Annotated in this window: 10 protein-coding genes; all 10 read right to left on the bottom strand. The window is 37.9% G+C overall.

The genetic code is table 11. From position 1 onward, the window contains the following. Positions 1-7 precede the first annotated feature (7 nt). The 10 genes from LC419_RS17980 to LC419_RS18025 all read right to left on the bottom strand — a co-directional run bounded on the left by LC419_RS17980 (position 8) and on the right by LC419_RS18025 (position 11,226). The gene (locus LC419_RS17980) at positions 8-1,171 is read right to left on the bottom strand and encodes a lanthionine synthetase LanC family protein (RefSeq protein ID WP_223608655.1); all 1,164 of its coding nucleotides are present in this window, start codon (positions 1,169-1,171) and stop codon (positions 8-10) included. Positions 1,172-1,239: 68 nt separating this feature from the next. After that, the gene (locus LC419_RS17985; RefSeq protein ID WP_223608656.1) at positions 1,240-1,479 is read right to left on the bottom strand and encodes a hypothetical protein; all 240 of its coding nucleotides are present in this window, start codon (positions 1,477-1,479) and stop codon (positions 1,240-1,242) included. A 57-nt stretch (positions 1,480-1,536) separates the two neighbouring features. Next, entirely contained in the window at positions 1,537-1,773 is a 237-nt protein-coding gene (locus LC419_RS17990) for a hypothetical protein (protein WP_223608657.1), read from the bottom strand. 61 nt (positions 1,774-1,834) lie between these two features. Continuing rightward, positions 1,835-2,074, bottom strand: coding sequence for a hypothetical protein (locus LC419_RS17995; protein ID WP_223608658.1), 240 nt, complete (start codon positions 2,072-2,074; stop codon positions 1,835-1,837). Positions 2,075-2,116: 42 nt separating this feature from the next. Continuing rightward, positions 2,117-2,869: a nucleotidyltransferase domain-containing protein gene (locus tag LC419_RS18000; protein ID WP_223608659.1), complete on the bottom strand. Its 753-nt coding sequence runs from the start codon at positions 2,867-2,869 to the stop codon at positions 2,117-2,119. A 78-nt stretch (positions 2,870-2,947) separates the two neighbouring features. Next, entirely contained in the window at positions 2,948-5,527 is a 2,580-nt protein-coding gene (locus LC419_RS18005; RefSeq protein ID WP_223608660.1) for a TonB-dependent receptor, read from the bottom strand. A 209-nt stretch (positions 5,528-5,736) separates the two neighbouring features. Further along, positions 5,737-6,597: a carboxylating nicotinate-nucleotide diphosphorylase gene (gene nadC, locus LC419_RS18010; RefSeq protein WP_223608661.1), complete on the bottom strand. Its 861-nt coding sequence runs from the start codon at positions 6,595-6,597 to the stop codon at positions 5,737-5,739. Between the two features lie 12 nt (positions 6,598-6,609). After that, positions 6,610-8,181 (bottom strand): L-aspartate oxidase, encoded by a 1,572-nt coding sequence (gene nadB / locus LC419_RS18015; RefSeq protein WP_223608662.1) that lies wholly within the window; start codon positions 8,179-8,181, stop codon positions 6,610-6,612. Positions 8,182-8,211: 30 nt separating this feature from the next. Further along, a complete protein-coding gene (locus tag LC419_RS18020; RefSeq protein WP_223608663.1) occupies positions 8,212-8,838 on the bottom strand; it encodes an NAD(P)H-dependent oxidoreductase in 627 nt (208 codons plus the stop codon). Positions 8,839-8,967: 129 nt separating this feature from the next. Then, the gene (locus LC419_RS18025; RefSeq protein ID WP_223608664.1) at positions 8,968-11,226 is read right to left on the bottom strand and encodes a T9SS type B sorting domain-containing protein; all 2,259 of its coding nucleotides are present in this window, start codon (positions 11,224-11,226) and stop codon (positions 8,968-8,970) included. Positions 11,227-11,289 lie beyond the last annotated feature (63 nt).

Below are 11,289 nucleotides of genomic sequence, written 5' to 3' on the forward strand. Positions count from 1 at the left end.
TATTTATTTATGAAATTAGCAGACATTCGTCCCAGTTACTTAATTTGTTGTGTTGAAAATCCAGCATCACAAGCCCTGCTCCTGCCAGTCCATTAAGAATACTCATGGGTGAATCCTGTGTTATGATGAGCGAATCCATACCTTCCTTTAGCCAGTAAATTGAAGCTTCTTCGAATTCCTGGATAGGATTTAAGCTGTATGCCCGCGAAAAGATTCTTGAAGCTCCAAAATAACCATGGCATATTCCATAGCCTTTAATCATTGATTGCTGTATGTGTCTTCTTTGACATGCTTTTTTTAGAATATTTGATGACTGATCTTTCCATATTCTGTTTCCAAGTGTCTCGGAGGTATTTAATAAAGTTATTCCTATACCTGTATCTCCGGAGCACCAGCTTAGACTACTTGTGGCTTTTTCTTTGGTTTGCAAATCGATCCACATAGGAAATTCCGATACCGAATCTAACGGCATTTCGTATGCTAAAATCAGCTGTACAAATTCATCAATCCACAATATAGACTGTTCGCGAAAATAACCTTTATTATAAGCCATACAGAGTATTGCTATAATGCTTGATATGCCATGTGCCGGACCAAGATGAAGCCTTTTTTTAAGTTTGCCTTCTATGGCTTCTGGCACAGCTACTTTGCTGAGATCATAGTCATTAATAGTGTCATAGAGATGAGGAAGCTTTGAAAATAACAAGGAAATGTGGTTTTTATATTTATTTGTAGAGTCTGATTTTTTTAAGAAATAAAAAATAGATCCGAGGGTGCCATGAAAGAAATCATAATTATGTTGTCTGATACATTGATCCAGATGATTTTCTATATAAGTATCTATAACAGATCCTATTTGGACGAATTCATTGTCTTCTACAAATTTGTATTCCTCTAAATGATTTAAAAGCCAGCCGAAGCCAGCCAGACCATTACAGTAAGAAGCGGAGAAATTGCCCTCGTTTATTTTTTTTATGCAGTGCTCTAAAGAGTCAAAGCCTCTGCCTGAATGAAGGTTATAACGTTCTTCATAATAGAATTGAAAAAGGGCAATCCCGGCCAGGCCATTGAGTGCACCTATCCGGTTATATTGCTGATAATGATCTCCAAGATGAATGTAAATATCATGTAACTTTTTATCAAGGTCAGTTGTGAGATTAGCTGAAATCATGAAAATCTATTGAATAAAAAGCCATAGTAAAGTTACCCTTACTATGGCGAAATGTTTTTAAAATCGGACTAGGATACACATACATAGTAGCACTCTGTACTATGGATAGGGTTGCCTTGTGTGTCATAGCTTGCGTGTTGCCAATACCCTTGGCCCGAGGCATTTTCTGTACCAATTACAGGAGTAGGATGTGTGTTGGGTTGAACTACATCACCACCTATTATATTTCCTTTTAGATTCCTGCTTAAAGTTGTTAAATTTAATTTGGAAATCTTTGTTTTTTTTAATGTTAACTTTTTCTTTTTCATGTTAATGCATATAGAGTTTTAGTACGGTTAATTTTAAACTAGAATCTTAGAATTTTATTATGAACCACAGTCATAATAGCATGTAGTGCCATGGATAACATTGGTCTGGGCATCGTATCCCTCATGGTACCATGCGCCGTGAGCTGAACCTCCATCTCCTCCCCATACTGGAGTAGGATGCGTATTGGGTTGAAGTACATCACCACCTTTGACGTTTGCTTTTAGATTTCTGCTTAAAATATTAGTGTTAAGCTTTGATACTTTTGTCTTCTTTAGTGTTAGTTTTTTTTTCATAATGAATAATTTATAACGTAATTATTTTTTTTGATTGGTTATACTAAAATGTTACAGCAGTCTAAGATCCGCAAACAAAATAGCAGGTAGCTCCGTGGATGTCGTTTGTTTGTGCATCAACTCCCTCATGCATCCATACACCATGAGCTGAACCATTGTCTCCACCCCATACTTCTGACGGATGTGTATTTGGCTGAACGACATCACCTCCTTTTATATTTCGTTTGAAACTTATGTCAAGAATATTAGTGTTGAGTTTTGAAATTTTTGTCTTTTTTAAAATTAATTTCTTCTTTTCCATGGATTGAAATTTTAAATTTATTAATCTCTAAAATAGTAAAATTTAAATCTCCTTCCAGTGTATTGTGAAATTTTCTTCATTGATTTTTTCTATTTTACTCTCTAAATAGTGATAAATGATTATGGCTGAATTTTTACTAATATTTTCAATTTTTATACTGGTTATCCATTTTTCTGAAAATATTTTATCTGGAAAATCATCCCACTGATATCGCTGTCTGTACTCAGTATCATACAGGACTTTTTCTGTTTTTGTATCTAAGAACGATTCGAAGCCCAGATAGGATGAGTAAAAGCTAAGTGCCTTTTTCATAAACATATAATATTGATAATGAAAAAAGGGAGAATTTTCATCTAAATTAATGAGGTGATTTTTATGGTTATATAATCCATACATCCCAGCTTTTACTTCGCTTTTTATATGGTGTTTTTTTAAAAATGGTGTAGATGCGTAGGTTTGGGCCAGATGCTTTAATTCGGCGGTGGTGTTCTTTCTATCATATAAAATCTTACCAATATTGAAAATATAAGCTTCAAATTTCTGCCTGTTGATAAACTCGCTATTGAGTTTTCGTATAATGGAATCGGTATTTCTGCCAAGGTAAGAAAAAGTGTAGTTGTTAATCTTGGTAAGGCCTTTTAGTGTTTTTGTTTTAGATTTGTCAAATATGATTCGAATATCTATATCCGAATTTTCAGTTTGTAAGCCTACTGCATAACTTCCAGTTAGTAGAATTCCTAAAACATATTTTTTGTTTTTCCATTGGTTTAAAAATTCTTCAAGTGCCTTTTCCATAAATTTGTTTTTATAAAAATAAAAAATCCCGGCTAAAAGCCGGGATAGATATTTATAAAATCTAATATAATGATCTTATTAGAAGTTGAATGACAATGTTGCTGCCCATGTTCTTCCGAATCCGAAGAATACCTGGTTAGATGTGTCCAATCCTTTATAGAAATTTTTTGGATTGTTTATATAGGCATCATACTTTTGTTGTGCAGTTGTAGTTACACCACCTGTGGTAGTCGTTGCAAAATCAGATAATTGCTTAACCTGAGTACTTGTGTTAGATTCTGCGATATAAGTTGTGTCGAACAAGTTATAAACGTTTCCTCTGATTGTAAAGTACTGTTGCTTATTATTTAGATTAATTCTGTAAGAAATACCAAGGTCAAATAAGTTGTAGTTTGGAAGTTTTAAAGTTCCTCTTTCTGCAGTAGACTTTACACTGAAATTGTAAGCATCTAAGCTCGCGTAAAGGTTGCTGGTGCTTCTCCAGGTAGTATCAAAGCTAAGGTTTTTAACTGGTCTTACAGTAAATCCTAATGCTGCAGTCATTTGAGCTGCTTCTCCTACTTTAGCTTTATCTAGATACAATTGGGTTTCATTGCTTGACGTTCCTGGGAAGTTGAATGGTAAATTGGTTGTATCTTCAAATAAAGTTGCTGTAGCATTTCCTCTGTAGTACCAATCTCCATAAGAGAACATACCGAAGGCTGAGAAGAATTTATTTAAGGTATAGTTGGCGTCTACTTCAACTCCCATGTGTACTTCATTCAACCCTGTGATTTCAGCATAGAAAGTTTTACCCGAAGCAGCATCTCTTAAGCTAGATCTTCTTAGATATCTGTCGTCCCAAGTTGTTCTATATAAGTTAACATTAGCATTAAACTGTGCTGTTCTGAATCCGTATCCTAGTTCTGCACCAAATATTTTTTCATTGGTAAGGTCTGGAGAAACAACATTTTCATTACTTCTGTAAACTGCATTGAAGAACGGTTGTTTTTCGTAGTACCCTACATTTCCGAAAATATTGTGTTTTTCATCGATGTTATAGTTAATGCCAGCCTTAACATTGTATCCAAATAGGTTTTTAAATCCAGTTTTGGTATTCATAACCTCACCTCTCTTAGAAGTAGTCACTCCATCTATGATGAAGTTATCGATTCTTTGGAAACCTTGGTTAGAAACGGAACCTTGAAGGAATGCTGAAATTTTATCGTTTGTATACTCAAATTGTCCGAATGCGCCATACCAAAGTACCTCACCGTCATTGCTATAACCGATTCTATTATTTAAATCGTCAATTTTTCCTCCAAATGGATTCCAAGAAGATTCAGGTTTAGATACAGCTGTTACCAAATTAGGTGGGATGTTTTTATTGGCTTTATCAATATATCCGCTACCTCCTAATAGATCGGTAATTACCTGATAGTGGTACCCATAATAATATCTTGCATCAACACCTGCAGAAAACTTCATGTTATCATTGATCTTATGATTGAAGCTAGAAATTAATCCAAACCAGTTGTGTGAGTTGATTGAAGCATTTCTGATCAATACTCCTTTGTCAGGCGTTGAAGCTTGGTTAGCTGCAAAAACATTATCAAAATTATATAAACCAGTAGTAGTGTCTCTAAAGCTTGCTAAGTTTTTTCCATTAGCCGTACCCGTGGTGTTTGTACCTCCACCTCTACCAAAAGAGCCATACAATACTGTATTAAGTTTTGATTTTTCACTCATGGTCCAGTCCCAGTTCAATGACATTACCGGTTTGTGGTAATAGTTTACTCTTGCAGAGTATTCATCACCGTTAAGATATCCCCAGTCAGAATTATATCTTCTGTTTGGCGTACCGTCCTGAGCAGGATTGAATCCAATATAGTTAGCAATTGAAATTGCAAATGATCTTTGATTGTGCCATTGAGGAGCCCCAGTGATCGTAAACTGGAAATCATGATTACCTCCAGGTTTTTTATATCCTACTGCAAAATAATAGTTGTATCCTTCAAACTTAGTTCCGTCGGCATACATAGAACCTGCTGTTCTACTCATTAAGAATGAAGAAGACCATCCTTTATCAGATTTTCCTGTATTGTATGCAAAAAGAGTTTTTAAATAATCATCGTTTCCTAAACCTAAAGAAACTATACCACCTTGCTTTTTATCGGCAGCTCTAGTTATGATATTTACTGTACCTCCTACAGAGGCAATAGCTAGTTTTGATGAACCAAGACCTCTTTGTACCTGCATTGCAGAAGTAACGTCAGATAGCCCAGCCCAGTTAGACCAATAAACAGATCCACCTTCCATGTCGTTTACAGGCATACCATTTACCATTACAGCAATGTTATTTTGGCTGAATCCTCTAATGTTCAATTTAGAGTCTCCAAAACCTCCACCGCCTTTAGTAGCATAAACAGACGGAGTCGTATTTAGGATCTCAGGAAATTCCTGGTTTCCTAATCTTTCAACAATTTGAGCTTCTTTAATTGTTGAAACTGCTACCGGTGTTTTTCTATCTTTGGCGATATCGGCAACACCAGTTAATACAACTTGTTCAATGTCATTGGATTTAGTTTTCACTGTGTCCTGAACCTGTTGAGCATAATAGACGCTGGCTGTAGATAATGTAATAACTGCAGTTAGCATCGATTTGTTGATTAATTTCATAATCGTTAGTAATAGTTAGATTTAATTTTCTGCAAAATTCGCGAAATAAAATTTAACTAATATTAACTGTATGTTAATTTTTACTCAATCTTAATAAGAATTAAAATGCTGATTTTCAATATTCTACATAAAAATTGAATTTTAGCATGAAAAAAATCATATTATTGAATTTTTAACAAAGAGGGGGTGTTTTTATTAAAAATACAACGCTATTTCACAGCTTTGAGACTCAAATCTATATTTTCAGCAGAATGTGTTAGGGCCCCTGCAGAGATATAAGTAACGCCTGTAGAAGCGATTTCTTTTAACATTTCACGGGTAATTCCACCCGAAGCTTCAGACTCGCAAGAGCCATTGATCATCTCTACTGCCTGCTTCATCATGGGCACGGTCATGTTGTCGAGCATGATTCTATCGACTTTTGCTTTGATGGCTTCCTTTACTTCTTCAAGGTTTCTGGTCTCAACCTCAATTTTTAACTTTTTCTTGGTGCTTTTAACATAATCTTTTGCCATTTTTACAGCATTCGTAATGCTGCCGTTATAGTCAATATGATTGTCTTTCAGCATAATCATGTCGTACAAGCCATATCTATGATTAGTTCCACCACCTATAGCCACTGCCCATTTTTCACAAACTCTGAAATTCGGGGTTGTTTTTCTGGTGTCAAGAAGCTTTGTTTTAGTTCCTACTAATCTGGAATCCCAGTCATGGGTAAGCGTAGCGATTCCGCTCATTCTCTGCATGCAGTTCAGGATAAGCCTTTCTGTGGAAAGAATGGATCTTGCGCTTCCGGTAACAATCATTGCGACATCTCCCACTTTGGCTGTTTCTCCGTCTTTAATGAAAATTTCAACCTTTAAATCCTTATCAAACGTTTTAAAAATAATTTCCGCCAGTTCAACACCTGCTAAAATACAGTCCTGCTTGACCAGGAGTTTAGCACTCTGCTCCAGATCTTTTGGAATTGTGGAAAGGGTAGAGTGGTCGCCATCCTGGATGTCTTCTTCCAGGGCGTTTTTAATAAACGTTTTTAATGCTTTATCGGTTGCGTAGCTTGGTCTTTTCATTATTGATGTTTTTTAGACTAGGTCTTTATTATAAAATGCTCCTTTATTTTCCGTCATCTCTATAGATTGGGTAATAATAAGGTGAGCAACGGTGGTCAGGTTTCTTAATTCAGATAATTGAGGTGACAGAATAGAGTAGTGATAAATCTCATCAACAGCTGCGGCGATTTCCTGGTGTTTTTGCAGGGCCATGTTCAGACGTCTGTTGCTTCTTACGATACCTACCAGATCGCTCATCATTTCCTGAAGCTGCTTTCTGAGGTAGCTTACTATGACCATTTCATCCATGATCTTCATACCTTCTTCATTCCATTCCGGAACAGCTTTCAGGTCGTCGAAATTGAAATTGTTTTCTTTAAGTAAATCAACAGTTTTAATAGCGGCATTGTGTCCAAAAACTAAACCTTCCAGTAAAGAGTTTGAAGCAAGCCTGTTGGCGCCATGAAGTCCTGAGTTCGTACATTCACCTACTGCAAAGAGATTTCTGATAGAAGACTGTCCGTCTTTGTCTACTTCAATACCGCCCATAAGATAATGGCAGGCAGGTACTACAGGGATTAATTGAGTGAAAGGATCGATTCCTTCTTCTCTGCATTTTTTATAAATATTAGGGAAGTGTTCCAAAAATTTTTCCTGGTTCATATCGCGGCAGTCGAGGCCGGCGTATTCGTCTCCGGAAATTTTCATCTCATTGTCGATGGCTCTGGCTACAATATCTCGGGAGGCCAATTCTTCACGCTCATCATATTTGTGCATGAATTTCTCCCCTTTTTTTGTTCTTAATTTAGCGCCGTCTCCTCTTACTGCTTCAGAAATAAGGAAAAGCATTCCGTTGATCTTACTATATAGTGCTGTAGGATGAAACTGGTAATATTGCATATTCGAAACCTTACCTCTGGCGCGGGCTACGAAGGCAATTCCGTCTCCGGTAGCAATGGTAGGATTGGTGGTGTTCTTATAAACGTGTCCTGCTCCTCCGGTAGCTGCCAGTGTTATTTTCGAAGTAATTTTTTTAATGGTCTTTGATTTTTCATCAAGGATGTAGGCGCCGTAGCAATTGATGTCACCTTGATTTACCTCTTTCCCCGGAACGTGGTGTTGCGTGATGATGTCAATAACGTAATGGTGATCGAGGATTTCAATATTCGGGCTGTTTTTCGCGGTTTCCAGCAAAGCTCTTTCAATCTCGAATCCTGTAATATCTTTATGATGAACAATCCTGTTTTCAGTATGACCACCTTCTCTTCCTAAAGCAAATTCGCCGTTTTTCATATCGAAATTAGCGCCCCATTCTACAATCTCGTTGAATCTTGCGGGAGCTTCTCTTACCACCATTTCTACAACGTCGCGTTTGTTTTCTCCGTCTCCGGCGCGCATGGTGTCATCGATATGCTTTTGGAAATTATCATTTTTAAAATCGGTGACTACAGCCAGCCCGCCCTGTGCATATTTAGTATTGCTTTCGTCTTCGTCAGATTTGGTTACGATGATGATTTTGGCATCAGGGAACTGTTCAGAAACTTTAATGGCATAGGAAAGTCCCGAGATGCCGGAACCAATTACTAATACATCCGCTTTTATCATATGCTTGCTTTAGGTACAATCGTTTAAATATTAAATAAATTTAAACAATTTTTCGTTTGGTTTTCTTACTTTTTTCATGTGCTGGAAATGATCTTCCTCGGAACGGTAACCTAAAGCGAGGGTGACGGTTACTTTTTCTGTCTCCGGATTGATATTGAGAATTTCCTCTATCATATCCTGTCGGAAGCCTTCCATAGGGCATGAGTCTATATTTTCAATCGCGGCAGCGTACATCAGATTTGCCAGCACGATATAAGACTGCTTTTCTGCCCAATTGAAAATTTCATCCTGTGTTTTTTGAATAATATGCTGATTAATGCTTTTTCTGAACAGATCAAGTTTCTCAATAGGTGTTTCTCTTACCTCGGAAATATGATTGAAATAGCCGTGTATATAGCTTTCTTCAATGGTTTTCTTTGAAATGATGACAATGAGGTGAGAACAGGTGGAGATCTGCGATGGATTATAGAAGGCCGGAATTAATTTCTGTTTCATCTCCTCACTTTCCACCACCAATACTTTGTAAGGTTGAAGCCCCAGCGAACTGGCGGACAGCTTTCCTGACTCAAGAATGTTGTACAAAGTGTCTTGAGGAATGATCTCGTGATTAAATTTTTTCACAGAATATCTTCTGCTTAAAGCTTCCAAATAATTCATAAGACAAATTTAAGAATTGAATATGAATAAAGAGCCTTTAAAATGAAATATCTCCCGTTTGAAAAAACAAAAAAGGATCACGCCAAATTTGACGTGATCCCCGGGTATTTAAAAATAATCAATTTCTATTTATTCTCTGTTTTTCACCATGATCCAACCCGAGAACTTGATTGGCGTATTCTTGCTGTTATTCTCATTCCATGTGATAGAATACCAGTAGTTTCCGGTAGGAACTTTCTTGCTTCCGTTGGTCGTCCCGTCCCAGGTGTATCTGTTGGACTTGTCAGCCTTGAACATTTTGTATCCGTATCTGTCGAAGATGCCGATTTCCAGGTTTTTCTTGTTAGCAAGTGCAGAATAATCAATAACATCATTGATACCGTCTCCGTTTGGAGTAATCACGTTGATCAGATTAGGAACTGTGATGTCGATTTCTATAGGTTCGCAATCATAGCTATCCTTAACATAGACCTTGGTCTCTCCTCTGGCTACATTAGTGAAGACATTGGAATCCTGCCAGTTCACATTATCCATTGAATATTTGTAAGGAGGAGTTCCACCATTCACAAAAACATTGACAGTGCTTCCGGAAATATCAAGGCTGGTTACTACCGGCTGTTCCGAAGCATATACTTTTACCGGTTGCAATATTGTACAGTCTCCGGTTTTCAATTTTACCCAATAGGTTCCTACTCCTACATTCGTAATTGCCTGTGTCGTTGCGCCTGTACTCCAGAGATATCCGCTAAATCCAGGTCCTGCATCCAATGTGGTTTTATCCTCAATACAGATAATTTTATCTTTTAATACAGCCGACAGTGTCGGTGCTATAACAGTAAGAGTCACTTTTGCAATTCCGTAACAACCCTGCGCGTTGAATACCTTTACATAAATCACTCCGGATGGCGCAGTGTAAGTTGCAAAATTTAAAATTTCATTGGTTCCGCTTACAGCATCAGCCAGAGATGGGTAATATTTTTTAGTTGCTGTTCCTGCGGTTACCGGAGCATTGGCCAGATTGAATATTCCCAGTGAAGGATTGGTTTCAAGGAAACATGTTCTTAGGAAAGCATCGGTTACAACTACAACTGGGTTAAGTGTCAGGGTGACTTTTGCCGTACTGACGCACCCTTGAGGAGTGGTTACTTTTGCAAATAGCACGGCAGCTCCTGATGCATAAGCGGTAGGATTAGGAATCTGGTTGATTCCTGCATTCAGATCAAACATTGTATTGTAAAACTGCATAGTGCAGCCTGGAACACCGGTAAGAGCGGCTGTCGTAAGATCAAATGTGGCAGTTCCTGCATTATTGTTGTTACAGCCTGTGAGTGTGGCGTCCGTAGCAGCAAATGGCGTAGGATTTAGCTGTATGATGCCGTCCCCATTGTCACAGAGCGTAGAGCTTGGATCCTTAATGACGACCTTAATCGTTGTATTGCCTGTATAGGGAAAGTTGGCAGGGTTCGGAATTGGTGTTGAACTTCCTAAAACATAGTAAGTGAATACGTAGTTTGCCGGATTATTAACAAACTGTGCGTTGAAAGAAGTCAGATCCACAGAGCCTGCGCCTGTTGCCGGATTGGTACACACAAATGGAGTAACCGTAGCGTTCAGGATAGGAACTTTATCTACAAAAACTTTTACATTTTTGATAGAGTGTCTGGCACTGGCACCTCCCGTAGCTGCAGAAAAACCGAAATATCCCTGTGACATTCCTATTGCTCCTCCTGATGGGGCAAAAGACTGATCAACAATAAGAACACCGTCAAGTTTAATTTTAATGATCCAGTTGGTAGGGTTGGTAAGGTCTGTTTCTCCGTTTACCTCTACGTGTTTGTAGGTAGGTCCTACGAATGGCTGTGTGGCAATAAGATCCGGAGAGTGGAATGTACTGTTTGGAGTATTGTTGTATTCAATGTTATTTCCGGCAGTGTCATTGGTTCCATACAACAAATGTATTTTACTCATCTGTCCTTCTGTGGAATTGTTGAAAATATCAAATCCTACCATAAGTCCTGAGGCATTTCCCGGAATTCCAAGCCCGCCTCCGGATACGAATCCTGTTGGAGGATTCACCAGATACCAGAATGTAAATCCGTCTCCACGGCCAAACTGCGTAGTTCCGTTTCCATCGATCCTAAAGTCAAATTCTACCTTCCATTTGTCACAATAACTTAATGTGATGGGAGTTGCCAGTTTTATAGCGCCGTACAAACTGGTGTTATCTGTAGTAAGGCGGATGAAATCGTTGTCAACAGCTGCATTTGAAACAAGGTCCCAGCCGGTGGTGTTGACAGGGTTTCCGGCCAGCTGATATGTCTGGGAAAACAGCTGCCCTGAAAAGCCTAATAGAATGGTTAGATAATAAATGAGTAGTTTTCTTTTCATGAAGCGATTGGTTTAAGGTTATTGCTATAAATATATTTATTTTGTTTGTGATTGTATAATGAA

It is taken from the genome of Chryseobacterium sp. OSA05B (assembly GCF_019970065.1).
Lineage (GTDB): Bacteria > Bacteroidota > Bacteroidia > Flavobacteriales > Weeksellaceae > Chryseobacterium.

What these genes read in the sequence shown, in the direction of transcription:
- LC419_RS17980 (WP_223608655.1), bottom strand. Translation starts at nt 1,171, where the DNA reads ATGATTTCAGCTAATCTCACAACTGACCTTGATAAAAAGTTACATGAT.
- LC419_RS17985 (WP_223608656.1), bottom strand. Translation starts at nt 1,479, where the DNA reads ATGAAAAAGAAAAAGTTAACATTAAAAAAAACAAAGATTTCCAAATTA.
- LC419_RS17990 (WP_223608657.1), bottom strand. Translation starts at nt 1,773, where the DNA reads ATGAAAAAAAAACTAACACTAAAGAAGACAAAAGTATCAAAGCTTAAC.
- LC419_RS17995 (WP_223608658.1), bottom strand. Translation starts at nt 2,074, where the DNA reads ATGGAAAAGAAGAAATTAATTTTAAAAAAGACAAAAATTTCAAAACTC.
- LC419_RS18000 (WP_223608659.1), bottom strand. Translation starts at nt 2,869, where the DNA reads ATGGAAAAGGCACTTGAAGAATTTTTAAACCAATGGAAAAACAAAAAA.
- LC419_RS18005 (WP_223608660.1), bottom strand. Translation starts at nt 5,527, where the DNA reads ATGAAATTAATCAACAAATCGATGCTAACTGCAGTTATTACATTATCT.
- nadC (WP_223608661.1), bottom strand. Translation starts at nt 6,597, where the DNA reads ATGAAAAGACCAAGCTACGCAACCGATAAAGCATTAAAAACGTTTATT.
- nadB (WP_223608662.1), bottom strand. Translation starts at nt 8,181, where the DNA reads ATGATAAAAGCGGATGTATTAGTAATTGGTTCCGGCATCTCGGGACTT.
- LC419_RS18020 (WP_223608663.1), bottom strand. Translation starts at nt 8,838, where the DNA reads ATGAATTATTTGGAAGCTTTAAGCAGAAGATATTCTGTGAAAAAATTT.
- LC419_RS18025 (WP_223608664.1), bottom strand. Translation starts at nt 11,226, where the DNA reads ATGAAAAGAAAACTACTCATTTATTATCTAACCATTCTATTAGGCTTT.